The sequence below is a fragment of the Caballeronia sordidicola genome (assembly GCF_002220365.1).
Lineage (GTDB): Bacteria > Pseudomonadota > Gammaproteobacteria > Burkholderiales > Burkholderiaceae > Caballeronia > Caballeronia sordidicola_C.
The window spans coordinates 16,411-42,925 of the sequence record NZ_MTHB01000265.1 but is presented as its reverse complement, the minus strand read 5'-3'; the positions used below and the strand labels follow the sequence as shown (position 1 = coordinate 42,925).

19 protein-coding genes and 2 pseudogenes are annotated in these 26,515 nt (G+C 58.1%); 4 read left to right on the top strand and 17 right to left on the bottom strand.

All coding sequences use genetic code 11. From position 1 onward, the window contains the following. The 3 genes and pseudogenes from BSU04_RS38765 to BSU04_RS38750 all read right to left on the bottom strand — a co-directional run. On the bottom strand, positions 1-322 hold a 322-nt coding region (locus BSU04_RS38765; protein WP_144021363.1), incomplete at its 3' end, for an isochorismatase family protein. 270 nt (positions 323-592) lie between these two features. Further along, positions 593-787 (bottom strand): hypothetical protein, encoded by a 195-nt coding sequence (locus BSU04_RS48265; protein ID WP_256983796.1) that lies wholly within the window; start codon positions 785-787, stop codon positions 593-595. A 352-nt stretch (positions 788-1,139) separates the two neighbouring features. After that, positions 1,140-1,591 (bottom strand): annotated as a pseudogene (locus BSU04_RS38750) (transposase); the annotation flags it as partial. A gap of 97 nt (positions 1,592-1,688) precedes the next feature. Here BSU04_RS38750 and BSU04_RS38745 point away from each other — a divergent pair. Continuing rightward, the gene (locus BSU04_RS38745; RefSeq protein ID WP_179258590.1) at positions 1,689-1,862 is read left to right on the top strand and encodes a hypothetical protein; all 174 of its coding nucleotides are present in this window, start codon (positions 1,689-1,691) and stop codon (positions 1,860-1,862) included. 77 nt (positions 1,863-1,939) lie between these two features. On the opposite strand, the gene BSU04_RS38740 is transcribed toward BSU04_RS38745, so the two are convergent. The 3 genes from BSU04_RS38740 to BSU04_RS38730 form a co-directional block, all read right to left on the bottom strand. Beyond that, on the bottom strand, positions 1,940-2,656 hold the full coding sequence (locus BSU04_RS38740; RefSeq protein WP_089165516.1) for an SDR family oxidoreductase: 717 nt from the start codon (positions 2,654-2,656) through the stop codon (positions 1,940-1,942). A 206-nt stretch (positions 2,657-2,862) separates the two neighbouring features. Beyond that, complete coding sequence (locus tag BSU04_RS38735; protein ID WP_089165515.1) at positions 2,863-3,438, bottom strand: carboxymuconolactone decarboxylase family protein; 576 nt, start codon at positions 3,436-3,438, stop codon at positions 2,863-2,865. Positions 3,439-3,967: 529 nt separating this feature from the next. Continuing rightward, positions 3,968-4,792: a hypothetical protein gene (locus BSU04_RS38730; protein WP_089165514.1), complete on the bottom strand. Its 825-nt coding sequence runs from the start codon at positions 4,790-4,792 to the stop codon at positions 3,968-3,970. Between the two features lie 323 nt (positions 4,793-5,115). Here BSU04_RS38730 and BSU04_RS38725 point away from each other — a divergent pair. Beyond that, positions 5,116-5,400 (top strand): annotated as a pseudogene (locus tag BSU04_RS38725) (transposase); the annotation flags it as partial. Positions 5,401-5,536: 136 nt separating this feature from the next. On the opposite strand, the gene BSU04_RS38720 reads toward BSU04_RS38725, so the two are convergent. The 5 genes from BSU04_RS38720 to BSU04_RS38700 form a co-directional block, all read right to left on the bottom strand. Then, entirely contained in the window at positions 5,537-5,998 is a 462-nt protein-coding gene (locus BSU04_RS38720) for a DoxX family protein (RefSeq protein WP_218827415.1), read from the bottom strand. Positions 5,999-6,238: 240 nt separating this feature from the next. Next, positions 6,239-7,846 carry a Na+/H+ antiporter gene (locus BSU04_RS38715; protein ID WP_089165522.1) on the bottom strand — a complete coding sequence of 536 codons (1,608 nt, stop codon included), beginning with the start codon at positions 7,844-7,846 and terminating at the stop codon, positions 6,239-6,241. A gap of 171 nt (positions 7,847-8,017) precedes the next feature. Further along, positions 8,018-9,346, bottom strand: a complete 1,329-nt coding sequence (locus BSU04_RS38710) for a cytochrome c (protein ID WP_089165511.1) — start codon at positions 9,344-9,346, stop codon at positions 8,018-8,020. Beyond that, positions 9,346-11,124: a GMC family oxidoreductase gene (locus BSU04_RS38705; RefSeq protein WP_089165510.1), complete on the bottom strand. Its 1,779-nt coding sequence runs from the start codon at positions 11,122-11,124 to the stop codon at positions 9,346-9,348. Before BSU04_RS38705 ends, BSU04_RS38710 begins: the two co-directional genes overlap by 1 nt. A gap of 81 nt (positions 11,125-11,205) precedes the next feature. Next, positions 11,206-11,901 carry a gluconate 2-dehydrogenase subunit 3 family protein gene (locus BSU04_RS38700; protein ID WP_089165509.1) on the bottom strand — a complete coding sequence of 232 codons (696 nt, stop codon included), beginning with the start codon at positions 11,899-11,901 and terminating at the stop codon, positions 11,206-11,208. A gap of 401 nt (positions 11,902-12,302) precedes the next feature. Here BSU04_RS38700 and BSU04_RS38695 point away from each other — a divergent pair, with 401 nt between their 5' ends. Next, positions 12,303-13,244 (top strand): AEC family transporter, encoded by a 942-nt coding sequence (locus BSU04_RS38695; protein ID WP_089165508.1) that lies wholly within the window; start codon positions 12,303-12,305, stop codon positions 13,242-13,244. 122 nt (positions 13,245-13,366) lie between these two features. Here the strand turns inward: BSU04_RS38695 and BSU04_RS38690 are convergent, their stop codons facing one another. Beyond that, complete coding sequence (locus tag BSU04_RS38690; RefSeq protein WP_089165507.1) at positions 13,367-14,245, bottom strand: alpha/beta fold hydrolase; 879 nt, start codon at positions 14,243-14,245, stop codon at positions 13,367-13,369. Between the two features lie 82 nt (positions 14,246-14,327). Then, positions 14,328-14,681, bottom strand: a complete 354-nt coding sequence (locus BSU04_RS38685; RefSeq protein WP_089165506.1) for a BON domain-containing protein — start codon at positions 14,679-14,681, stop codon at positions 14,328-14,330. A gap of 536 nt (positions 14,682-15,217) precedes the next feature. Here BSU04_RS38685 and BSU04_RS38680 point away from each other — a divergent pair. Continuing rightward, positions 15,218-16,039, top strand: a complete 822-nt coding sequence (locus BSU04_RS38680) for an alpha/beta fold hydrolase (protein ID WP_089165521.1) — start codon at positions 15,218-15,220, stop codon at positions 16,037-16,039. 176 nt (positions 16,040-16,215) lie between these two features. Here the strand turns inward: BSU04_RS38680 and BSU04_RS38675 are convergent, their stop codons facing one another. From BSU04_RS38675 to BSU04_RS38660, 4 genes are read right to left on the bottom strand one after another with little or no spacing between them, the layout of a single operon-like run. After that, positions 16,216-17,397: a hybrid sensor histidine kinase/response regulator gene (locus tag BSU04_RS38675; RefSeq protein WP_089165505.1), complete on the bottom strand. Its 1,182-nt coding sequence runs from the start codon at positions 17,395-17,397 to the stop codon at positions 16,216-16,218. Further along, a complete protein-coding gene (locus tag BSU04_RS38670; protein WP_256983790.1) occupies positions 17,394-20,363 on the bottom strand; it encodes a PAS domain S-box protein in 2,970 nt (989 codons plus the stop codon). The genes BSU04_RS38675 and BSU04_RS38670 overlap by 4 nt, the downstream gene beginning before the upstream one ends. Then, positions 20,356-25,365, bottom strand: a complete 5,010-nt coding sequence (locus BSU04_RS38665) for an AAA family ATPase (protein ID WP_256983789.1) — start codon at positions 25,363-25,365, stop codon at positions 20,356-20,358. The genes BSU04_RS38670 and BSU04_RS38665 overlap by 8 nt, the downstream gene beginning before the upstream one ends. A 27-nt stretch (positions 25,366-25,392) precedes the next feature. Further along, complete coding sequence (locus BSU04_RS38660; RefSeq protein WP_089165503.1) at positions 25,393-26,073, bottom strand: response regulator transcription factor; 681 nt, start codon at positions 26,071-26,073, stop codon at positions 25,393-25,395. Positions 26,074-26,515 lie beyond the last annotated feature (442 nt).

Genomic DNA, 26,515 nt, shown 5'->3' with positions numbered 1-26,515 from the left:
CCTTTTTCCGACCATTGGCGGCAAGCGAGTCACGAACCTTCTGGTCATCCCACGAATTCATGGACGTGCGTTCGAGCACTTTGTGATCCGGGAACACGTCCAGCAATTCAGGATACGTATAGCCCGAAAAACTCTCGGATTCGACTGTCGTAATGGTCGTGGGAATGTTAAACACCCGCGCTGCTTTCGCGAGTCCTACTACGTTGTTCTTAAGTACTTGACGGTCGATGGACTGGACCCCGAAAGCCATTTGCGGCTGCTGGTCGATGAAGATGATCTGCGAGTTTGCAGGCGTGAGGACTTCGAGTTTCGGATTTGCCATGGCTTTGTACATCCTTAAGGTCGGTACAGGTTTAGTGACATGGGAGACATGCCGCACTCGCTTGATGTGCGAGGAAAACTAAGAGCCAGTTTATCGATGGCGTTTCTTAGAGTCCTTGTCGAAGTCCTTAATCTTTCTTAAAAAATAACAACTCGATAGGCCGCGATGCGGTCTGTCCCAAGCGCTGCAGCAAAGTCCGAGGATCAGTGCCCGTCAACCTGGAGGTATCTTGTGCGTAAACGTCGAGCGCATGAATTTATCTGCGCGAGACTAAATAAACACATGGCGGTGTCCGATGCGTGCCAACAATTGTGCCCGTTCGTCCACGCTGAAATCGTTGTGCACTTCTTCGAGTTCTATCAGCAATTCTGGAATCTTGGGATCGTAGGCATCCACATTCGATGCATATTGCGAACGCCGAGAGCATTCCGTCCTTCGCGTGCCGGAAATACGAAATGCCGACACCTTGATTTTCCAGCCGGTAGATCTCGTCGGCGATCAGGCACCCAGTCGCGCATTGGCGTCCGTCCCTGCCGTGCAGGCGGCACGAACCGTTGTTGTCCTCGGACGCAGCCTGTTGCGTGAGGAGATGTGGGCTTACGCACTCGTAGATACCTCTTGACGTTAACATTACATGCTCGCTGTTCAATAGGCGGCGTTGATGTGCTTATGGACAAGGCCAGCCTGGTGAAGCTTGCCAAGCGCGGCGGTGATAACGATGGGCGAGACGCGAGAAACCGCTCAGCTCCTTGGGCGCGTCGAGCAGTCGCACGAGCGGCTCCGCTCCTGAATCTTCGAGCACCAACGAGATCCTACCGAAAGCAATCTGGATGTCGCCCTCGATGGAATCGAGGTACTCGCGAACGAACTTGCTGCGATGCGCCTTCAATCCATCCCAGATGATCAGCAAAGGTTGCTTCAGATGACACGCAGCGCGTTGAGAAACTCGACGATCTGTTCTTTCTTGATGCTGCCCTCGTGCAGGCGGATCATGCAGTCGGTTCGACCCAGTCCGGCGATCGCCGAGATGTGCGTCCATCGGAAGTGAAACTGGATGACGGGCGTGTGTCCTTTGAGCGCCGAGGCACGCACCCGCTGGTCGTTCGCTGAGACCGGACTCGTCGATGAAAACGTCAAACGCCCTTGTCTGTGGGCTTTTTTAAGCGCAGGCCACGTCTTGCGTTTCCAATCCCCCAAGGCGTTTTCGTCCCGTTCAACGGCTCGCTTCTCAGGCTTCTGCGGGCTGAAACCCAATTCACCGAGCCGTCTTCGGGCAATCGTCTATTCGATGCGCGGCGGCGGGAAATTCTAGTCGTTTTGTCAGAATGGAACAGAAGCGGCCGTCGTGGTGTCCGGACGCGCGCGTGTGAGCGCAGCTGAAGGCATCCGCACCGCCGTGCTCGGGCGTATCGGACTTGCGATCATCTCCCAGTGGATGTTCTCGCCGGACCTGGCCGACGGCACAGTGAGCGCAGTGTTTACCGACTGGCAGTTGCGTCCGTCGTCCTGTGAGCTGTCTGTCCGGACGACAGCATGGTGACATAGAAGGTCCGCGCCTTCGCCGATTTCGTCGGGGAAGCTCTGGCCGGAGCCGGCGGCAACGAACCGGCAGGACGATTAAAAGCCCAGTCTTCCGATTGACGCTCCGCCATCCACGTACAGCGTCTGGCCGGTCATAAAACCGGCATCGTCGGACACCAGAAACGCGACGGTGGCCGCAATCTCGTCCGGTTTGCCGAATCGCCCCATTGGGACAGCGGAAATGTAGCGCCGCTCGCCTTCGCTGCCTGCTGGGTTGTTCGCACGGAACAGTTCGGTATCCGTCGGTCCCGGCGCAACGGCATTCACCGTGATCCCGGTATCCGCAAGTTCCAATGCCCACGAGCGTGCGAAGCTCACAAGCGATGCCTTGGCGGCCGCGTAAGCCGTCCGCTCCGAGATGCCGAGAATCGTCAGACTCGAGATATTGACAATTCGCCCCCAGCCGCGCGAGCGCATGCCAGGAAGCAACGTCTGAACGGCTTGAATGGCCGGATGCAGGTTCAGCGCGAGAACGTCGTCCAGATCGTCCAGATTGATGTGGCCAATAGGTTGCGGCTTCACAAGGCCGACGTTGTTGACGACGCCGTCGAACGTGAAGCGATGCGTAAGGTCATGCAATACGGCATCTGTGGCTGCGCGGTCAGCCAGGTCGACCAAAACCAGTTCGCCAGGAAAATCGGCCTGGGTTCGCGCCAGCCCGACGACCCGGTGGCCCGCACGCACCAGCCGTTCGCTCAGCGCGCGACCGATGCCTTTTGTTGCACCTGTAATGAGGAAAGTGCGCACAGTCATGCCAGAAAACTCCAGAAAAAGAGAAGCAGCGCAAGCGGCGACGCTAGCAGTCATGCGCGTTACGCCTTGGCGGTCGCCTTTTCGAGGACCGCGAGCATGTCGCCCGGGTCCGGGAACATCTCAACACTCTATCGAATGATTGGTTCGGAATCGGTGGATTCGGGATTCGCCGGGAACGGTCAGCGACGACCGCTCCGAGCCGCTCGTCATGCCGAAGCCGCGATTTCGGCTTCCGGCTTTGTCCACTCATTACCCTTCATGAACGCGTCGTAATCGGTGTGCACAATGTGGTTTGTGTAATTACTCATCACTTTTGTCGCGACGCCGAGGATCACTTCGAGCACGTTCCTGCGCGTGTAGCCCGCCGCGAGAAAAGCGTCAACATCTGCGTCCGGAACGAAGCCGCGATCGCGGACCACGATCGTCGCAAATCGATGCAGCGCTTCAAGCTTCGCGTCAGGCAGCGGCGTGCCGGCGCGCAGCGCAGCGATCACGCCGTCGTCCATCTTGAGCATCTTCGCGAGCGTACTATGGCCTGCCATGCAGTAATGGCAATTGTTCTCGAAGTTGGAGCTTAGGTAGACTACCTGCTGTTCATGCGGCGTCAGCGTGGTCTTCGAAAACAGGTCCCAGAGCGCGGAATAGCCCTCCAGCAGTTCTGGCGATTCGGCCATATGCGATTGAAGGTTCGGCACGAATCCGAACGCGCGTTTCGCATCTTGGAGGCCAGCCTTTGAAGCTGCCGGTGCTGTATCGATCGTGTAGGACTGGAAGGTATTCATTGTGTGTTCCTTGCTGGTTGTCGATGACCAGATAATGAGGTGACGCCACCGCTTGAAGAAGGCGGACGGCGTCGATAACACCTATTCCTGGGAGGCATAAGCCCATTGGATACGGAAAATCGCCGCAACAACACTCAGCTGGATGCGCTTGTTGAGGCGTCTCCATTCATTAGATGCAAGCAGAGGCGTAACTGATAAGCCGCAAATTCCTTCAAACGACCGAGGCGACAACTCATAAGCACATCGACAACCGAGCGCCCGATTGCATGCCTTCACTTGGCTCGACGCCTGAAGAGTCGCTATGTAGCAAGCCCATAACGGTAGCTTCGCCGTTCACTCCGCTAGGTACACAAATCATTTCAATATTTAAAAATCGCCTGACTTTTCACTGCAGGCAAATGTGACTGAAGTCGACCGTACGTCGATAGACGTTCCTTCGAAGCCAAGGCACAAACGTGTACTCGTCGTACGCATTGGTGCCGACGAAAATCCAATGGTGCAAAACATTGTCCATCACAATCTCCTTGGTTTACCGCTCTCCTTGCTCGCGTGCTTCCGCTTCACTAGCCTTGAAATCCAGCTCAGTGCCTCGCCAACCCGTTGGCCTACGCTCAAGAATCGATCTAAAACAGAAATTGAGTACAAAGCCCGCTTTCAATAGACACTCGACGGTCGACAACAGTGACGGCCCGAGAGAGTGCTTAACCTCTTCCGGAAGTGCTGGAGCGATAGCAAACAGGCTCACGCCGCACAAGAAGCAGAACAGTCGGCGAAAGAAACACCGGTCGGCAATGGCTGCAGCCCCAATTGAAAATAAAATTGCTTTTGAACTCGCTAGAGCAAACAACTGAATCACGCCAACGGTCGCGCCCAGTTCGAACGGGAATTCAACCAGAGACCAGAGACAGATAGCGACAACGAGGGCCTTGATGGAGCGGCCTGTTGACAATGTATTCGAACGCTGCTCAGGCGATTTGCGCCTCGTGGGTGCAATGACACATGAATCGGTAGGCTGAGCGAAACCAGCGGGAATCGCCGCGGAGTTTCCGCTCGCCTCCTCAAACGCCGAGTTGACGATTGATGGCCTGGAGGCTGGACCGCGCATCGGCTGATCAAAAATCGCGTTGACAACGGCCGACTGAGGCACAGTGGTATCTTCGAGCCTACCCACCCACGCAATCCCTCCTCCGTCCGCCGCCACACTATCCTTTGCTCGCCGCCCCTCAGAGTCGCGCAATAGCGTGGCACCGGAAACCGTACGTGATGCGCAGATTCCCGCCGCTCCTAAATCTCCGGCGGGATAGACCCGCTCCAAGGCCATGCCTGCAGCCATCAAAGTCCGATCGGTCTTCATCGCACTCCTTCTCTACGCTCGTGAGTAACAAAATCAAACTGTCGAACTCTCATGCTTATCGTATTACCCGTGTGACGAAATAACCGCCGAATTACAATCGCACATTTCGTGACTGAGCCTCGGTGGCGTGCTCATGAAACGTAAATGCATGTGATTTTATAAGGCGGCGGAAGTAGCAGCTTCCACGGACAAATACTAGAAGTACGAATGTTAAAAGTCCTGACGAAAAAATGAATGTTGTTGTTAATCGTTGTTAACCGCTATTTATATGAGGGGCGCGATCAAATTTGAAGTGCAACACCTTCCTCGTGTAAGGTGCGCACATGCAAAAAAGAAGAACGTATCAACAGCTTCAGCCTGAAGAGCGCATGACCATTGCAAGCATGAAGCAGCAGGGTTCGAGTGTTCGGGCCATGGCCCGAACACTCGGGCGCTCGGCATCAACTGTGAGCCGCGAGCTGACCAGAAACACGTGTTCTGCCGTGGGCTATGCGTCTGCGCCGGCGCAGTCGCTCAGCACGAGCCGACGCGAGGCTGCGCGCCCATGTCCCAAGCTGCACCTGCAAAGCGTGTCGTGGCGCGTGGTACTCACCCTGCTGGAATGGAAGACTAATACTTGCAGTCGGCGGCTGCTCATGCAAAGCTCGTGAAGAACGGCGGAACGAGTCTCGTGGATATGGGCTTTGTGTAAACAGACGACATTTGCTTAAGTTGGGTGCGCACCCGGGGCGGCTCCCTGCCCCTTCATCCTGGGTCACTGTTGCGTCTGCCTTGTCGAGTTCTCTCCCTAATGTCACACCAGGCGACTAGCAGAAAGCCACCAATCAAGCCCAAGTGCTCGAAGAACGCGTTCTTCGACATGGCGCGATCCAGTCCCACAGCGTCCCAGAAACGATTTGCAAGGAAAGTGGAGAGCAACGTGAAGACCATCAGGGAAAGCGCGCCCAGCCAACGATAAAAGCCAGCCAGGACCATTGCGGAGGCGCCTAACTCAAGCGTTATGGCTGCCGCCGCGAATACCGCCGCCGGGGATAGCCCAAAATGATGCATCTCTGCAATGGCGGCAGTAAAGTCGAGCGCTTTATCCCATCCGCCTTGCAAATAGGCGGCGCACAGGCCCAGCAGACCAAGCCAGCGCAATCCCGGCGTAGCGAAGCGGGATAGCCAAGCGACAAAACGAGTCTCGGCACCTGCGTGATCCTTCATCATCTATTTCTCCTTTCCCTTTGACTGGGTCAATGGACCGTGCAAACGAAAACGCGGTTTCTGGAAACTCGACGCAGTTGGCAGGTTGGCAAGCATTTGCCCCGGCTTTAAAGAGAATTCCCGATACGGGAATTCTCGGGTCTCTAGCGCTTTCATCAGGTCGCAATTGACGGCGGTCAGTGGCTTCCCTTGACGACTACCCCCGGTTCGGCACATGACCAAGATTTAAATATCCGAACACTACCGATCGAGCAGTCGCCGGAGCCTCAGTTCTTCCAGATCGAGTTCGGCCTCGATCCGACGAAGAACGGTATCCTTGATGCGGCGTTGCTCGTGAAGCTCGACCAGTGCCCGACGTCCGGCAAGTACCGCTCTCAGACCAAGATTGAGGCGGCTGAAACGACGTTGAACATGCTCAACATCCCCCGAGTGCGCGTGCTGGTTTAGATCCACGCGAGCCTCGTACTCGCTTATAAGACGGACAACCAGATCCTGATTCCCGCCACATTCAGCGAGATCTATCTTCTCGAGTTCCGCAATCGATGCTCCAAATGTGAACGCGCGGGCGTCCAGTTGCGACAGATACGGCACTGGCGGAGTGTCGGCTCGCAACCTGAGCAGACGCGTTAGAGGACGAAGTGTGAGCCCCTGCAGAATCACGGTGGTAAAGATCACCACGAATGTTGTAAACACCAACAGGTCCCGCTGAGGAAAAGACTCGGGCAGCGCCAATGCGGCGGCAAGGCTAACCACGCCACGCATCCCGGCCCATCCCACAATCGTCGCCTCTTTAAAATCAATCGTGGTGCGCTGTCCCTTGGACCTGCCGATGATATGAGCTGGCAAGGCCATTGCCCCCAAAGCCCACAGGAACCGCGAGCCGACAACAGCGACAAAGACCGCCACAACTATCTTCCACTCGATCGACAGAGCCCAAACTGCCGGCAAACTGTTGGTGCCGGTGATCCGCGCGACCACCCCTTGCATCGACAGACCGATCAGGATGAAAACAAGCGATTCCAGGACAAACACGATAACGTCCCAAGTCGCCGTCGCCTTCACGCGAATTGCGGCATCGAATGCCCTGTGCTGACACATGCCGACTATCAGACCGCACGTCACGACTGACAGGACCCCTGAGCCGTGCGCGCGTTCCCCAACGATATACGAAGCCCAAGCGATCAAAAATGTGAGCACGATAGCAAGCTTTGCATCGTCCAGCCATTTGAAAACGAAGACGCTCGCGGCACCGAACACCGCACCGACGACCACGCCGACTATGACCGTTATCGGAAAGGCCACCAGAGCACTGTCTGCGCTAAAGGTTCCCGCCATCGTCGACAGTACGGCAAAGCGATAGATTAATAACCCGCTCGCGTCATTAATGAGGCTCTCACCTTCAAGTACAGTAACGAGCCGTTCTGGTATAGGCAAACGATGCAACAAAGCTTTCGCGGCTACTGCGTCGGGAGGCGAGACGATCGCCCCCAAGGCGATGCATGCTCCCCAGGGTAAGGCGGAGAAAAGCACATGTGCTGCGCACGCCACCGCTGCGGTTGTAAATACGACCGCGCCAGCAGCCAGTGACATGATCGGAAGCAACTCTCTGCGGAAATCTCGCCATGCCGTGTAGAACGCGCTCGACATTAATAGCGGCGGGATAAGCACCACCATAATGTCATCGGGCTCAATCGCAACCGTCATCACAGGGCCAACTAATCCCAATGCTGCCCCTCCCAGCAATAGCACGATGGCCGGGGGCACGTCGATGTGCCTCGCCATTAGGGAAAGAATCACTGCGCCGAGGAGAAGCAGCAGAAGCGTCTCGAAGAAGGCAATATGTACCATAAATGAGTGGGCTCCCAGAGGCTGCGTGCGCATAAACGACCGCTCACAAGTTAGCCGCGTCAGTTTTCTCAAAAAGAATTTCCCTAGCCAAGACGCGCGTGGCTTAATCGTTCTGAAATTTTCGACATGTCCGAAACGCGCCGCAGCTCAATATGCCGCGCAACCCGTTCTCTAATGATTCGACCGGCTGGATGGTGTCGTCGAGACCGGCAGTGGCGCCGCCCAATGACGTAGCTTTGCCACCTGACGTTCCGTTGCGCCGCCGCCCTGATTGCCCCAACTGGTTTGCACAAAAGTAACCACTTCCGCGATTTCGCGATCGTTCAGGATCGCCGCATACGGTCCCATGGTGATCGCCGAGGGCGCAGTACGCGTCGCCGGCATCGCTCCACCGGTCAGGACAATGTGAATCGCCGAGGTCGGATCGTTGGTCTGCAAAACCGGATTACCCGCCAGCGCCGGAAAAGCCTTGCCATTACCCTTGCCGTCCGAGCGATGGCAACCCGCGCAACGGTCGAGGTAGATCTGCGCGCCAGCATTGGGCACCTGACCATGATAGAGCGCCGTCGCGATGGCCGGATCGTAACGATAGTGCGGCAACGCGTCTTTGCGCGGCGACAGCGACTTCAGATAGGACGCGATACTCTTCAGGTCCGCATCGTCCATGTTTTGCATTGAATGCAACACCACGTCGTTCATCGCGCCGAATGACGCGACATGCGTGTTGCGTCCGCTTTTCAGAAACGCAACGATATCCTCGGTCGACATCGAGTCGAGGCCGCCACCGTGTTCATTGCGCAAAGACGGCGCGATCCAGCCATCTATCGACTCGCCTCCCGCGAGATAGATCGGATTGGGGTCGTCGCCGAGCGACAACTCCTGGAGCGCGACACCTCGCGGCGTATGGCAACTGCCACAGTGGCCAAGGCCCTGAACGAGGTAGGCACCGCGCGCCACTTCCACTGTCCTGCCCGTCGGCGCCACATAAGGCGTCGATCCGGGGCCGAAAGCCCAGCTCCAGATCGTCAGAGGCCAGCGCATCGACAGTGGCCAGGGAATGTCGTTGGCCCGGTTCGCCTGCTTGACAGGCGTCACTGCGTGCATGAAGTAAGCGTAGAGCGCATGCATGTCCGCGTCGCTGACATGCGCGTACGACGGATAGGGCATTGCCGGATAAACCGCCTCTCCGCTCTTCGTTTTGCCGAGCCGCATGAGCGTCGCGAAGTTTTCATAGGACCAGGTGCCGATGCCACTCGCAGCGTCGGGCGTGATGTTGGTTGAGTAGACCTTGCCGAGCGGCGTGCTCAGCGGCAACCCGCCCGCGAACGGCTTGCCGTTCTTCGCCGTGTGACACGCGACGCAATCGCCGGAACTGGCAAGATAGGCGCCACGCTCAATCAACGCCTGGTCCGGCGTCGGCGTAGCATAGGCGGACCATGAAAGGGACAGCAGAGTGAGCGCTGCCAGGGCGCGGCAATGCAGACGGGTCAGGAAGCTCATCACGCGTCAACCAATGGGCCTGGGTCTTTCAGGTACCGCGTTCGGATCGCTTTTGCCGACCAGTAGGCGAGCGCGGCGACCACACCCGTCGGGTTATAACCGAGCCCTACCGGAAACGCGTTGGAGCCGATCGCAAACACGTTGTGTACGTCCCAGCTTTGCAGATAGCGGTTCAAAGCACTCGTTTGCGGATGCTCGCCCATGATCAGCCCACCCGCCCAGTGCGTGGTCTGATAAGGCCGAACATCGAAGTGATCGCCGAAGTCCTTTTGCGTGACCGTGTAGTCTTTCGGTTCCATGGCTTTCGCCACCTGAACCAGCTTGTCCGTCACGAAGCGTGTCATGCGGATATCATTGTCTTTCCAGTCGAAGGTAAAACGCAATAAAGGTTGGCCGAATTTGTTCTTATACGTCGGATCGAGATCGAGGTAGCAATCGCGATACACCATGTTCGCTCCGTTCGAATCAATCGACACGGTGTTCACGTAGTGATCCTTGACAGACTTTTTCCAGGCATTGCCCCATCGGGGGGTGCCCGCAGGCACCGCGATGCCAGAGATCGGCTTCGCACCGGCCGGATTGCACCACAACGCCGCGCCGCCAACAAAACCGTGCGGACCATGATCGAAGTTATCACCGTTGAAGTCGTCGAATGCGACGCTGTTGCCACCGGCGCCGATGAACGGATTACTGTTGGTCCCCGGCTCGAAAAACACCTGAATATTCGAGAGCATCTGATACGACACGTTCTTGCCGACTGTGCCTTCGCCGCTCACCGGATCGTATTGCCGTCCAATGCCCGACAACATAAATAGATGCGCGTTGTTATAAGCGAACGTGCTCGCGATAACAATCCGCGCAGGTTGCATCACGAGCTTACCGGCGGCATCGATATACTCTACACCGGTGGCCACCTTACCTGCGTTGTCCAGCATAATACGCAACACGTTGCAATTGGGCCTCAGCTCGAAGTTGGGCAAGCCACGCAAGGCCGGCAGGACATTCACATTGGGCGACGCTTTCGAATAGTTGTAGCAAGCGTATCCCGAGCAAAATCCGCAGAAGTTGCACGGTCCCATCTGGCAACCATACGGATTCGTATAGGCGGCAGACACCGTTGCAGATGGCGCGCGAAACGGATGAAAGCCCACTTCCCGCGCCGCTTTCATGAAAATATGTGGACCATACGGCACTTTCTGCGCGGGCAGTGGAAACGCCGCCGAACGATCAGCTTCGAACGGATTGCCGTCTCCCACGACTTGACCGTTCACACGATAAGCCTGGCCGGACGTGCCGAATACTTTCTCGGCAAAATCGAAGTATGGCTCGAGTTCTTCATAGGACACGCCGAAATCCTGCAAAGTCATGTCCTTCGGAATGAACTTCGTACCGTAGCGCTCGACGTAATGCGAGCGCAGCCTGAGTTCTTGCGGATAGACACGCCAGTGCTGGCCCGCCCAATGCAAACCCGCGCCGCCTACACCTTCGCCCGGCCTGAATGCGCCGATTTGCCGATAAGGCAAAGCCATATCCTTAACGCTATGGCGAAAGGTGAAGGTGCTCCGCGACATGTCCTGGAACAGCTTAAACCGCTGCAGATATGTGAGCTCATCCAGCGTTGTTGGATACGCGCCGTCGGGATAGGTATCACGGTCTTGCCCGCGTTCCAGCGCCAGCACATGCAGGCCGGCTTCAGTCAGCTCTTTCGCCATGATGGCGCCCGCCCAGCCAAAGCCGATGATCACCACATCGACCTCTTTCATCGTTTGGTCTGTCATTAAATGATCCAGATGGGGACATGTCGTCGTCCACGCAGATCGCGCGTCCAACAGAAATGCATCGACATTAAGAACTCACGCTCAGGCGCTCGATACCGGCGCGAGCGGATAACGTTTCCCGTACTGCTCGACCCAGTCGATGTAGTCCGCTCTCGCGCCTGGAAAATTGATCATTTTCCAGGCCGCCATATCGCGATTGCCGCCGTGCTTCGGATCGCAAAAATAGCCTTCACGTGTGTTCTGCAGCAGTTGTGCGAAGAAATCCGCGGCGGGCACGGCACCGATCCCAAGCTTGCCCAGTTCCAGTTCGCCAATGACGCTGTCGCGCGTGCCGGTATCGAGTTCGTCGAAGCTCTTCGAAAAGCGCTTGCGCAACTGTTCGTCCAATCCGGCGAGCGAACTGCGATACATCGCGCGGGGGCTAAATTCGAGTTGATAGCCGAGGGTCGCCGGTGCGGGCATGAACGGGCCGTGCATGTACCAGAGCGCACCGTACCCATACGGCGTGTTCATCTGTAAATCGATGAACTCCGGCACACCGGCTTCGAGTGCGCCGGGGCCTTCAATGTCTGCAGGAATCAGACGATCCACCAGTCCGACCAGCAGGGTCCATTCCGCCGGCGTAAAGTATCGCGGCTGAAAGTTTGACTCGCGGCGAGCGGGCGAACTCATCGCCACGCCGGCCACACCGGTGCCGATCGCCATCGCGGCCGGCGCCGCGCTCGCGACACGGCGCATGAACGCGCGCCGCCCCGGAGAGATTCCAATGCTTTTCATGCAAACGCTCTGATAGGGATTGCACGACGGCCGTGGCGGGCGTGCTGAATCGAGTCTCCTGTGCCCTCAGCGACGAAGGCAGCTTCCCAGGCCCAATGCATCTTTGACGTGTTTCACCGCACCGTGGTTGAGTTTCATCCTACGCGGGCATTCGATTAATTACATTGGTCTTACCTGAAGAGTTCTTAAACTTCAGCAGCCTTCCATGCGATGCCGCCTTCTCGCTGTTCGACTGCCTCGCCCACTGTCGATCCCCTCTCTGCGGCGCATTCAGAAAGATTCATCTTTATCAAAGGATTTAAACCGCGAACCGCAATAGAGTGGCTCTAAGCGATCGAAGTGACACAGATCGGTTACGAACTTCAACACTTCTGAATTTAAACCTTCACGCGAGCCCCCACATGATTCATGAAATCAGCTACGCGCTGGTGCCTTTCTTCTTCTCGATGGCGACGGGCTATCTGGCCGGCAAACTGGCGCGAGGTGCAATGCCGCTTTCATCGATCAATACGATGCTCGTCGATTACGCACTTCCATTCGCGCTATTGCTCTATACGGCGAAGATGCAGCGTGCGAGTCTCAGCAGTCACCTCATGCTGATTCTTTTGCTCGTGGTGGTGATGCTCGCGCCATATTTTGTCTCGCTCGCGCTGTCTCGTTTCATCTTCAACGCGGCGCCGTCGGATGCAGCGGTTCGCGCGGTGACGGTCGGCATGCCGAACTTCGCCGCAGTGGGTTTGCCGCTGCTGCACAGCGTCTATGGCGATGACAGCGATCTGACCGTCGCGCTTGCTATTACGATCGCCTCGGTCGTCATGTCACCGGCTGGGCTGATCCTGCTCGAACGCGCGAAGACGTACGAAAGCGGTGGCCCGCAGACAAACCTGTTGGCCAAGGCGTTGGTCACGACATTAGTCAAGCCTATCGTGATCGCGCCGATTCTCGGCATACTGGTTTCGCTGGCGGGCTGGCAGTTGCCGGGTTTGCTGGTTCAGTCGCTCAATATCATCGGCAGCACAACGGCAGGCCTTGCGCTATTTTCGACCGGATTGATCCTGGCGTCTCAACCGTTCAGGCTCGACAAGGAAGTGTGGACCGGTGTAGCGCTCAGCAATGTGCTCCAACCGCTGATAGCTTTTTTGCTCGTGGTGCTGCTCGCGCTGCCAAAGCCGATTGCCGGCGAGGCGATCTTGCTGTCAGCTATTCCATGCGGTTCGTTCGGCATTTTGTTCGGCCTTTCCTATGGCGTTCAGGACACCACGGCCGGGACGACGCTGGTCGCGTCGAGTGTGCTGTCAATAATCTCGCTGACCGCGACGATCTTTCTCCTCGGCTATCTTTAAGCCCTGGCTCTGAGCCACAGCGCGCCGCGAGAATCACATCACGCTAAAACATCACGCTAAACGGCCGCCGCTCACAGATTCCATATTATGTGAGCGGCGGCCTGCTCTTGTAACCTCGACAATCAGCTTCCCGTCCAGCCACCCAGGAAATCCAGCAACAGCGCGTTGACCTTCTCGGGCTGCTCTTCCTGCGGCAAATGTCCGCAATGTGAGATCGGTTCTGCGCGCAGATTGGTCGCCATGCTTTCCCAGACCGTCTTCATGTCGAACATGCCACCGACCGCATAGAAGTCCTCGCCCCACAGTGCCATTGTCGGGCAAGCGATCTTGATGTCCGCATCGGACAGATCCTGCGCGACGTCCTCCGCATTCGCGCGATAGTCCGACATTGCGCCACGAACGGCGCCTGGCCGCCTGTAGGCCTTCACATACGTATCGAAATCCGCCCCTTCAATGGTGTGCGGGTTATAGCACCAGTCCGCGAAGAAGTGATGCAGCCACACATCCTCTTTGCCTGCGATCAGCGTCTCCGGCAGGTCCGCCACCAGATGGAACAGGAAGAACCAGTATGCCCGCGCCGTCTGCGGGTTCATGTTCTGCGCGACGACGCGAGTCGGCACGTTGTCCATCACCACCAGCCGGTCGACCCGCTGAGGATGGTCCTTGGTCAGCCGCGTCGCCACGCGCGCGCCACGGTCGTGCCCGACAAGCGCGACCTTGCCGATCCCTAGTTCGTCAAGCAAGCTGATGATGTCCATCGCCATGTTGCGCTTGTCATAGCCCGAGCTGGGTTTGTCGGTCTCGCCGTAACCGCGCAGGTCCGGCGCGATGATACGGAAGTGCCGGGCCAGCACGGGAATCTGATACCGCCATGCAAAGCTCGTCTCCGGGAAGCCGTGCAGCAACACGACCACCGGACCGCTGCCAGCGTCCAGATAATGCTGCCGGATGCCATTCGCTCGCAGCGTGTGATGCGTGATCGCAATCGTATCTTTTTCCATGTCTAGTTCCTTGAATCGTTCGGACCTAACTGAGCATCGCAGGGGGGCGTTTCGCCGCCAATGCAACGGGCAGCCTATGCACTTACTGCCCGCCTTCCTCTTCGACGGTCAAACGATTGTCGACAGTCTCCACTTGCGGAACGCGTTTGGCGGCATCCGCCGCCATCTGAATTTGTGGTGCATCCGGCACCGTGCCTACGAGAGAGACCGTGCCGCCTTTGACTAGCACCGCGATGTTGCTGGCGACCAGACCTTTAGTCGAATAAAGCGAATGACGTACGGCTTTCGACAGTTGCTTGTTATGCGCGCGCACTGCCATTTTTGTCATAGGCGCGCCGGATTGCGTGGTCGTGGCGTCGCTACTAGTTTGTGCCATGGCGACGGTCGACATGAAAGCGACGAGGCTGCTCACTGCGGTGAGTTTTAAAATTTGCATGATGGATTCCTGAAGAATAGCTTTAGTGGGAAGTGACCGTGAGGGCCCTGCGGGTAACGGTGAACAAGCGCCTGTTGCCACGTCTTGATCTTAGTCGGCTTAAGCGGGCGAAGCCGCTGAAACCTTATTAATGCTCGTTAAGAGCTGTCATGACGCGTCTAAAAAATGCACCATCTTTGTTCGAATCACCAAGAACCTCACAATCTCGTCTTAATCCCGCGGTCATCCAAGTTAAGAAGATTTAAGCATTCTGAAGTTCAACACGGGCCATGACGCCGTAGGATCAAACCGACGATGTTGTCCCGCATCAACAGAACGCTGTTTCCATCCACCTCACCATGCTGGAGCATCACTTGGCAAGTCCAACAGAAATTCCATCGGCGCATCGCCGCCAACTGCTCGTTGCAAGCGCCGGCGCGGCCGGAGCGGCAGTCGCCGCCATGGCCGCGCCTGGCGTCGCAATGGCCGCGGCATCTGCCGGTGGCAGCGCGCACGCCGGCAACTTATTACACTTGCACCAAGGAGAGCGTCACACCATGAATACAGTAACGACCAAGGACGGCACACGCATTTTTTTCAAGGACTGGGGTAGTGGCAAGCCGGTTGTTTTCTCACACGGTTGGCCGCTTGACGCCGATGCGTGGGATCCGCAAATGCTGTTTCTCGTGCAGAAAGGCTATCGGGTCATAGCCCACGACCGGCGGGGCCACGGCCGCTCTGACCAGCCGTCCAACGGTAACGATATGGACACCTACGCCGACGATCTAGCCACGGTGATGAATGCACTCGACCTGAAGGGCGCGATGCTAGTCGGCCATTCGACGGGGGGCGGCGAAATCGCCCACTACATCGGCCGCCACGGCAACGCGCGGGTCGCTAAAGTCGTGCTGATCAGCGCGGTTCCGCCGATCATGGTCAAGACCGAAAGCAATCCGAACGGCTTGTCGATGTCGGTGTTCGACGGCATTCGTGCGAGTGTCGCGGGCAACCGGTCGCAGTTCTATAAAGACCTCGCTGTGCCGTTCTATGGCTTCAATCGTCCGAATGCCAAGATCGAGCAAGGCACAATCGACGAGTTCTGGCGCGAAGGCATGATCGGTTCGGTTAAAGGCCAGTACGACTGCATCAAGCAATTCTCTGAAGTCGACTACACGGAAGATCTGAAGAAGATCGACGTGCCGACGCTCGTCCTGCATGGCGACGACGACCAGATCGTCCCCATCGACGCGTCGGGGCGCCTGTCGGCCAAACTGGTGAAGAACGCCACGTTGAAGGTTTATCCAGGCGCGCCCCACGGCATGTGCACGACGCAAGCCGATAAGGTCAACGCCGACCTGCTGGCTTTCCTGGAGAGCTGACACCGTTCTGGGTCCCCGGGCTTGGGCGCACCAGCGCTCGCGATGCAGAGCCGTCATGCGCCCCTGCCGCCTCTGGCTGCGTTCTGGGCCCGTATGACGTAAGGCCGGCCCACGGAGTGCTTGCAAAATCGAGGTGGATGCTCCCTTTCAAGGACTATCCACCGTGAAGATAGCCCTCAAAGCAGACCGTTCACGCTCAGTGTCGCAACGAGTCCCGGTTGATTGTCGGCAAAGTCGAGCGAACCGCGATGAAGCGTCGCCACCGCCTTTACCAGAGCAAGCCCAAGACCTACGCCCGGCGTGCCGCGGCTTGCGTCGCCGCGATAGAACCGCTCGGTCACTTTTGGCTTCTCCTCATCGGGAATGCCTGGGCCGTCGTCCGCAACCGATATCGCAATGACGTTGCCAACGCGGCTCGCAACGACATTGATCTCCCCGCCGTCTTTCGCGAACTTCAGTGCGTTGTCAATCAGATTGCCAATGGCCTGAGCCAGCAGGAGCGGATCGGCCACTGCCACCAGTTCACCCGACACCGCCAGCGAAAGCGTCACGCGACGCAACTCGGCGACCGGCAGATAAAACTCGACCGCATCCGAGACAATCTCCTCCAGATCGCTTCGCACGAACCCTGAACGGCGCACGCCGGCATCGATTTCAGCGAGACGCAACAGGGCATTGAAGATGCTGATCACGCAATCGACATCCGACACCGCGCCTTCCAGTTCCGGCAGGATATCTTCCTTGCCTTGCTGCTTTAGCGTCAACATCAACACTTCTAGCCGTGAACGCAGTTCGGTCAGCGGCGTACGCAAGTCGTGAGCAATCGCATTCGACACATTGCGCACGCCATGGATCACTTCAATCAGCGCTTCCTCGGCCTGCTTTCGCGTCCTGACTTCCTGCTGCAAGAGGATGTTCTGATCTTCCTGCAGTTTCTGTAGCGCGCGCAATTTCAAGTGCGTATTCACGCGCGCGGCGACCTCTTCCATCTGCAACGGCTTGGTGATGTAGTCGACCGCTCCGGCCCGAAAACCAGTGATCTTTTCCTCTATTCGCGTCAACGATGTCATGAAGATCACCGGAATATCAGCGGTCTTCTCCATCGACTTTAACCGACGGCAGGTTTCGAAGCCATCAAGGCCCGGCATCATGACATCGAGCAGGATCAGGTCGGGTTGAGTAAGCTCCGCGCGGCGCAGCGCCTCCGCGCCGTCACGCGCGATCGCCACACGCAGGCTTTTGCCTTCGAGGCATTCGACCACCAGACCGAGATTGGCGGGCGTATCGTCGACCACCAGCACAATGGGAACGCTAGTGTCAAATGGTTCGGTGGTCCCCAGTGGTTGCAGTGTATTCATGAGTCTTGACCCAAATATTGTTCTATCATCGACAGCAAAGCCTGCGATTCGTAGCCCGCCGCAAGGCGCCGCAATTGCGCCGCAAAGGGCTCATAGCGGCTATCGAGGCCGACAAGATATTCGGCATGATGGACGATGTCACGCATCGAGCCCAACAGTGCCAGCCGATGCAACGTCACCATCTCATGACGCGGCGGCACGACAAGGGCGGAGTCTGGTTTGGGTGGTACTACCCGGATCTTCCAGTTGAGCTTGAGCAGCGCTGCTATTTCACTCAACAGCCTGTCGAGATCGAGCGGCTTCTCCAGAAAGACGCTGGCCCCCGCCGCGAGATTGGCGCGGGCATTGTGTCGCGACGCATCCGCAGAAACGGCGATGACCGGCACCTCGCACAACACATTCGAGACGCGAATGTGGGCTAGCATCTCCAGTCCGCCCATCACGGGCATGACCGTGTCGACTAGGATCAGATCAGGACGCGATGTCAGCGCCTTATGCAATGCATCACCGCCGTCGCTACTTTCCGAAACCCGAAAGCCGCAGCGCTGCAGCGTGTCGACGATCAACGAGCGGTTCGCGGCAACGTCGTCCACCACCAGCACATGCCGCTCCTCACCTTCGTAGCCTGTGATCTGAAGCGAGGGACTAAAAGCCGCCACTTCTGCATTGGACACAGGGGCATCGAGCTCAAACCAGAACGTACTGCCCTTGCCCACCACGCTCGTGACGCCGATTTCGCTGCCCATCATGCGCAATAGCTGACGGCTGATCGCAAGCCCGAGACCGACCCCGCCGCTGCGCCGGAAAGAGTCGCCGGCCTGCTCGAACGGCTGAAAGATCGCCTCAATCCGGTCCGGACTCACACCTACGCCGGTATCCCTCACTTCGAAGCGCAACCGTCCCTCCGACAACATCTGCACGACAAGCGCGACTTCACCCTGATCCGTGAACTTGACCGCATTGGCGAGAAGATTCAACAGGACTTGCCGCAGGCGTTTTTCGTCGACACGAATCACCTTCGACAAATTCGGCGGCGCGTCGTAGTTCAGCACCAGATGTTTCTGATCAACACGCACGCTCACCATCTCGGCAATGACGCGGAGAAACGGTCCGAGTGGCACGTCCGTCACGTTCAGTTCGAGCTTGCCCGCTTCGATTCGTGCAAAGTCCAGAATGTCGTTGATAAGCATGAGCAAATGCTCACCGCTTTGTTCAATGACAGCGAGGCTCGACAGTTGCCGCTCGGTCATCGACGCATCGCGTCGCAAGATTTGGGCGTAACCCAGGATACCGTTCAACGGTGTGCGCAGTTCATGGCTGATGTTCGCAAGGAACTGATCTTTGGCATGATTCGCCGATTCAGCGGCATCTTTTGCCATGCGCACAGCGTCTTCGAGCGCCTTGCGCGCTGAAATATCCTGGAGGATAGCAATAGTGTGAACTGCGTGGCCGCTCGCGTCGCGTTGGAGCGCTGCTGACACACTCACGCAGACTCGCGATCCGTCGAGTTTAACCAGCGATATTTCTTCTGAATAGTGTGACACCTTTCCGTCGGTGAGCAAGCAGTACTTCTCTTCACTAGCTGGCAGAAAGTCAGGATCGGTGACGTCCTGCAAACGCTTGAGCAGAAGGCTCTCGCGTTGATAGCCGACGATCTCGCACGCGCGTTGATTCACACGCAGGAACTGTCCATCGAGATCGCAGTGCGCGATGCCGACTGCGGCATTTTCAAATGTACCGCGAAAGCGCGCTTCGCTTGATCGCAGTGCCTGCTCCGCCAGTTTCAGCTCGGTGATGTCGACGAGACTACCGACAAAGCGAACCGGCTTGCCGCTGGAATCCCAGCGCGCTGTGCCACGCACGAGAACCCAACGCACGCCGCCGTCGCGATGGAGCAGACGGTTCTCCAATTCGAAGCCATCGACCTTCCTGCCAAGATACCGGAGCATGGCGGCTTCGGTGGGCGCACGGTCGTCGGGATGCAACACCCCCATATAGGCCTCGTAGTCCAGCATGGTCTGCGGACGGGTGTACCCGAGCCACTCCCAGATGTTCGAGAACCGCGCGAAACCGTGGCGATGATCACCGTCCGGCATATCGATTTCCCACACGCCGACATTCGAACCGTGCATGGCCATTTCGAGGCGGGCGTTCGTCTCGCGCAGTATCTCGGCCTCTTCGGCTCTCCGCCTGTGCGTGACGTCGCGGAACACAAGTACCACGCCGAGGATTTTGCCGCGGTCGTCGACGATCGGCGACCCACTGTCGTCGATGGCGACCTCACGTCCGTCGCGCGCGAGCAGCAGCGTGTGATTCGCCAGCCCGACAATGGTGCCGGCTCGCAGCACGGCCGCCACCGGGTCCTCAACGGGCGCACGAGTTGTTTCGCTGATCGCTTTAAACACGTCGGCGAGCGGCCGCCCCATTGCCTCGCCCCGCACCCAGCCGGTGAGCATTTCCGCGACCGGGTTCATAAAATTAATATGCGAGTCCCGATCGGTTGCGATCACTGCGTCGCCGATACTCGACAGCGTGACCGCGTAGCGTTGTTCGCTTTCACGCAGACGACGTTCGGCACCGTGCTTATATAGCGCCATTTCAACGACGGTACGCAGTTGCGTATCGTCGAACGGTTTGAGCACGTAGCCGAACGGTTCCATTACCGTGGCGCGCCGGACGGTTTCCTCGTCTGCGTAAGCGGTCAGGAAGACGACCGGCAGGCTGCATTTCTCACGCAGCAGCCGCGCGGTGTCGATGCCGTCGAGCTGGCCGTCCAGACGCACGTCCATTAATACCAGATCTGGCGCGGTCTCGGCCGCCAGCGTAAGCGCGTCTTCACCGCGCGCCGTGATGCCGACAATCGTATGGCCCGCGCGGGTCATCTGCTGGGCGATATCTCTCGCGACGACCCGATCGTCTTCGACTACAAGAATGCGTGCGGCCGCCATTATGGGTGTTTTATCCACGTCCGTTTGGGTTGAACAGAATGCTGCAGGAGGTGCCGCCCACGCGGCTTAATTCCAGAGTCCCGTGTAGTTGGCGCGTGAGGTCATGAACCAGTTGCAACCCTAGCGAGTCGGCCTCGGCCACCGAAAATTCCGGCGCTATGCCGATTCCGTTGTCCGAAACGGTCAGTTTGCATCGATCTTCGTCGACTAGTCCAAGTTCGACGCGCACGCGGCCGCCACGTCGGTTTGGGAATGCGTGCTTCAACGCGTTGGAAACCAGCTCGTTGATAATCAGCCCGCAGGATACGGCGCGGTTCATGTCGAGTTGCACGTCGTCGACCTCGACTTGCAGTTCCACAGCCATCTGGCGCATATCGTAAGCGCGTGCAAGATGGCCACACAGATTTTTAACGTGGGTCTCCATCATGATGCGAGCGAAATTACCGGCACGGTACAAGTTCTCGTGAACGAGCGCCATGGAACGCACCCGATTCCGACTATCCGCAAATAGCTCTGCAACCGACCTGTCCGTGACCCGCGCCGCCTGGAGATTGAGCAGACTGCTGATCAGCTGCAAGTTGTTCTTTACCCGATGATGGACTTCATGGAGCAAGGCTTCCTTCTCCTCGAGGAGCGCCTCCTTTTCCTCCAGCGACGCATTTTCGAGCGAGATTGCCGCCTGCGAGGCCAGAAGCTCCAGCACGGCGATACGCGGCGGCGTGAACACACCCGGCGCGAGGTTGTTTTCCAGGTACAGAACGCCGATCAGTTTTGCCTGCTTCACGAGCGGCAGGCACAAAACAGCTCGGGAGCCGGCCGACCGGAGGTATTCATCCTCCGAGAACGGATTCGGCAGCGACGCGTCGTCGAGCAGCACGCGCTCACGCGTGCGAATGCTGTCATGCAGAATAGAAGCCGGCAAATGGTGCGGCATCACGGCTTCATGTTGAACACGCACCTCTACGCCTTCGCGACTCACCAGTGCCTCCGCTTCGATCCATAAATTTTCATCGCGTGGCAAGACGAGCAGTGCACGCCCCGCACCAGCGTGTTCGAGCACGATGGTCATCAGCGTACGAATTAGCCTTTCAAAAGTGATCTCGCCGGAAATGGCTTGCGATGCCTTGACGACTGTTTCGACATCGAGATGCTCGGCGACCATACCTCCGGTCGGTGCATCATTCGCCGGTTCGTGCACCAGATTCGGATAGCGCCGGTCGAGCGCGTGAACCTTGCCGAGCGCGCCCCACCGGAGGTAGGTAAGCCGCGCATTGCCGAAGTAGACAAACGCGATGGTCGTGAATCCACGCGCCAGGTAGAAGGTCGCGGCAACCTCGAGCGCCAGGGCTTCGATCGATGGGAATTCGTAGTCGCGAGCGAGACGGATTGCGCTTTCGTATTCACGCATCGCCGCGAATTCATTTCCTTTGATACGTGCCATTTCGCCGGCCACCAGCGCTGTGCGGCAGGCAAAATTGCCTGGACAGTGCTCAGCCCAGAGCGCTAGCTTTGCGTGATGCTCGGCGAGTGCCCGGAATTGCGCCGCCTGCTCGTCGGGCGGCACATCGTCGTAGCCGCGCGCTCGTGCGAGTGCCGCGTAAAAGTGGTATTCGGCCAGTTCGAAGTGCCCGGACGTTGTCCACAGCAACGGCGCGGCCTTCTCAGCGGCCTCCAGCGCCTGCGAGATGTTACCCGCGAAAAAACGCCCTTCCAGTTTGCGAATCCAGTACCAGCAAGTGGCGATCGCGAGGCATGGATCGGCTTCGAGATGCTGCTCGAAGGCCGTTTCGTCAAATACCTCGTCGTTGAAGGAGTGAAACGAGGGAGTCAGGCCGCGTAAGGTTCGAATGAGCTGCAACTGCGAGCCGATTATATCGACGATCAGGCCGAATTTTGCGGCCTGCACCACGCCCAGACGCTGCTTGGCTTCCCGCTCGACGTCAGCGAGCGGATCGCCCGCGGCCAGCAGAGACGTGATTAGGCAGCAACTGCTGAAGCCCGTGTAGGTGAGGTCTCCACTCTCGCTGGCCGCCTCGAACGCACGGCGCAACAAGGGAAGTCCAGCACGAATAGGCTTGGTCCACGGCATCACGTGATACGCGAAACACATGTAGACACGTGGCCTGAAGCGTTGCAGTCCGCGTTCGTCGACCAGCGCCAAGCCGAGCTGACCAAACTGGAACCCCGCCCCGTAGTCGCCGAACACCGGACCGGCGACCATGCCGAGATAGGAATAGCCGATCGACGACGCGTCGCTATTGCCATATGTGAGACTCAGATTCGCCATGCGGCACAACACCAGGCAGACCAAATTCTCGTCGCTGAAGAACGCCGGCGGCAAGACTGCGGTGAGCACGTCCAGCGTTGCACGCAGGTCGCTATCGGTGAGTAGCGGCAGGTCGATCAACGATTTAATCGGAGACTCGCCGATGCGCGAAAGGAGCAGGTTATATTCGCGGATTGCCTCGTCGTGGGTCGGATGAGGCCCCCAGTCAATTCCGGCTTCACGCAAATAGTCGAGGCAAATTTGCACGGCCAGGTCGCTCTGGCCCAGTGCCGTGAATAAAGTGACGCGCAGCCAGGTCACCGTGGCGCGGTCGGGCAGATTGGCGGCGCGAATCGACAGATTCGCCAGCCGCTCCGTGGCCGAGTCAGTGTTGCCCGACAAAAACTCGCATTCCGCGAGGCTGCTCTCCAGCGAGAACTTGAGTGAATATTGCGTCTCCCAAGCCTCCCCGTCGAGCATCGCGCTACCTATGGACAGATAAGTCGATGCCGATGCATTGGCGGACGAAGTCTTTGCCCGACGACCAGCAATCAGGTTGAATTCCACGACACGTTCGCGTTCGGCTGGATCGTGGACGAGGTCGGCGGCCCGGTTGTATTGATTGACGATCTCGAAGATGTTCTGCTCGAGATCCGCCGCCGTCGCACGGGTCGAGAACATTCGGCCAATGAGCAGGTGGGCAGTCGCTCGCTCGCCCTCGGGAATCAAGGCATAGGCCGCTTCCTGTACACGGTCGTGAAGAAACGCGTAGCCGTGCTCGCGCCGAAACACGAGGCCTGCTTCCATGGCGCCGGCGAGCGAGCGATGCACCTCGGCCTCGGAAGTACCGCCAATACGCGCGAGCATGGCGGTGGTGGCACTGTTGCCGAAACACGCAAACTGTTTGAGCGCGACCTGAGCGAGATCGGGGACCCGTTCGATCTTGCCGACCATCAGGTCGACGATGCTATCCGAGAAGCGCGCTTCGCGCAGCCTTGCGACGTCTTGTTGCCACGTTCGGCGCACAGGATCGAACACCAGGTAATGCTCCTCAGCAAGCATCTTGAGAAACTGAACCGTGAAGAAAGGATTGCCGCCTGTTTTCTCGAAGATGAATTGCGCGAGATTCAGCACCTCGGCAGCATCGGCATGCATGGCCTCACCGATAAGACGTGCCACGTCGCCCATCTGCAACGGCGTAAGCACGATATCGTGAACCGCCACGCCCAACTCGCGAATCGCAACGAGCGCCCGGATCAGCGGATGAGTGGGACCCACTTCATTGTCGCGATAGGCACCAACGAGCAGCAGATTCTGCAGACCCGGCGCCGCCAGCAAACTCTGGAGCAAGCTGATCGTGCCGGCGTCGAGCCATTGCAAATCGTCCAGAAAGAGCACGAGAGGATGGTCGGGGCGCGCGAAGGCGCCGATGAAGCGTCCGAATACCCCTTGAAAGCGCGTTTGTGCCTCCTGCGCCGGCAGGTCCGGCACGGGAGGCTGCGGACCAATGATGCTCTCGACATCGGGAATCAGGTTGACAATCAACTGTCCATTCAGACCCACCGCTTCGCTCAACCTCTTACGCCAACGCGCAACCTCCGTCTCGCTCTGGCCGAGTATTTGCCGCGTCAAACTCTGAAACGCCTGTCCGAGCGTGGTGTAGGGAATATCACGCTTGTACTGATCAAATTTGCCTGCCGCGAAGCGGGCACCCGACGGCCCAAGCTTGTTCTGCAGCTCATTCACTAACGACGATTTGCCAATACCGGAATAGCCCGATACGAGCATCACTTCCGCCTTGCCGTGCTGCACCACACGGTCGAATGCGGCATTCAACGCTGCGGTCTCCGCTTCGCGTCCGTATAGCCGTTCGGGAATGAGCAGTTGTGCGGGAGCGTCGTTCGCGCAAAGCGGAAACGGCGCGATGCGCGCTGTCTGCTCCCATGCATCGAGGCATCGGCACAAATCGCTTCCCAGCCCCTGCGCCGTCTGATAACGGTCCTCAGCGGTTTTCGCCAGCAGACGCATCACGATCGCGCCAACCTGGGTCGGCACGTCTCGCGCGACTTCGTGCAACGGAATCGGCGTTTTGGCGACGTGGCAGTGAAACCATTCGATAGGCGAGTTCGCCCGATACGGAAAACAGCCCGTCAACATCTCGTATAGTGTGACGCCCAGCGAATACAGGTCGGCGCGCGAATCGATAGAACGATTCATCCGGCCGGTTTGCTCTGGTGCGAGATAGGCGAGCGCACCCGACGCGACGTCAGGCGGCGCACTGACCGGTTGCTCGCCGGACACGCGCGAGGCGATGCCGAAGCCGGTCAGCGCCACGCCCCCCGTTGTTGGTTCCACCAGTACGTTGGCCGGCCTGATGTCCTTATGGACAAGACCACGCCCATGCAGCATGCCGAGCGCGGCCGCAAGGTTCTTCGCAATCAGCAGAACACGGTCAAGCGGTAGCGAACCCATTGGCATGGCGCAGAGCGAGATGCCGCCTGGGTCCTCGAGTACCAGCGCGGCGCTTCCTTCATATTCGATTAGCGCATGCGGCCGGGTGAGGAGTCGGCCATCGAGTAGGCTGCGGAGTTCATAAGCGTGCTCGAGACGCGCCTGACTGTTGGCCGCGGGCTGCTGGGCAGGCAATGTGACGGTCAGCCATGTCTCAGGGCCGTCCAGCCGGGTAGCTCTCGACAGTACGAACTCGCCATCGTCGCAGAGCGTCTTAAATCCGAAACCTGTTAAGTCCATCATGCCGTGTCCCCACTCGCCAACGTCGCGCTAGTCGTTCGCTGTCAGCATATAGCCCGAATTGCGCACCGTCCTCAGCAAGGACCGCTCGAACCCGGCATCGATCTTGTGACGCAGCTTACTCACATGCACGTCGATTACGTTAGTTTGTGGGTCGAAGTGATAGTCCCAGATATTTTCAAGCAGCATGGTGCGCGTGACTACCTGATCCGCGTGCCGCATGAGGTACTCCAGCAACTTAAATTCGCGCGGCTTCAACGCGATCGGCTTGCCGGCGCGCGCCACTTTGCGTGAGAGCAGATCGATGCACAGATCGTCCACCTTCAAGGTCGTTTCCGCGTAACTCTCGTGGAGGCGGCGCGTCAAGGCATCGAGCCGCGCCAACACTTCGCCGAATGCGAACGGCTTGACGACATAGTCGTCGCCCCCCGCCTTCAGGCCACGAATCCGCTCGTCGACGTCGTCGAGAGCGCTGACGATCAGGATAGGCACCCGGTTGCCGGTTGCGCGCAAGGCCGAAATTATTCCCAGACCGTCGATGCCGCCGGGCAGCATGCGATCCATGATGATCGCATCATAGGTTTCGCTGGCGGCCAGAAACATACCGTCACGACCATTGTCCGCGGTATCGATCACATGACCCGCCTCCGTAAGTCCTTTCTTGAGAAATCCGGAGACCTGATCGTTATCCTCGACGAGCAAGATTTTCATTTAAATTTCGCGCGCTAAGGTTTAGGCCTCACCGACATGGAGATGCGGATGCAATGGTGGTTCATGCTCATTTCGCCTTTCAGTGACTCCTGCGTCCCGACCGACGCCACGGGTGCAATGATGCTTGCGCCACTTATGCACGCTCTTTGGGCCCACACACGGACTGACTCTGCCTAGTCGACTGTCATCCAATTATCCACGAAAAGCGCGGAGCCTATGTTACCGACACCATTAAACTTTTTTAATCTTCCCGCCGGATGGACTTGTTATATTTCGACCGCAAAAATTAGCTACCGCACACCCTTCCTGGGCTGGTCTGCCGAGTGAATTATCCTTAATGAATCTCCCATCGTGGAGATACTGCGCACCTCATAAGATCGTCCCCACTGAATCCGATTTGCCGTGCGTCAGCATCTTCGCTCCCGGCTCACCTCAACCTCAG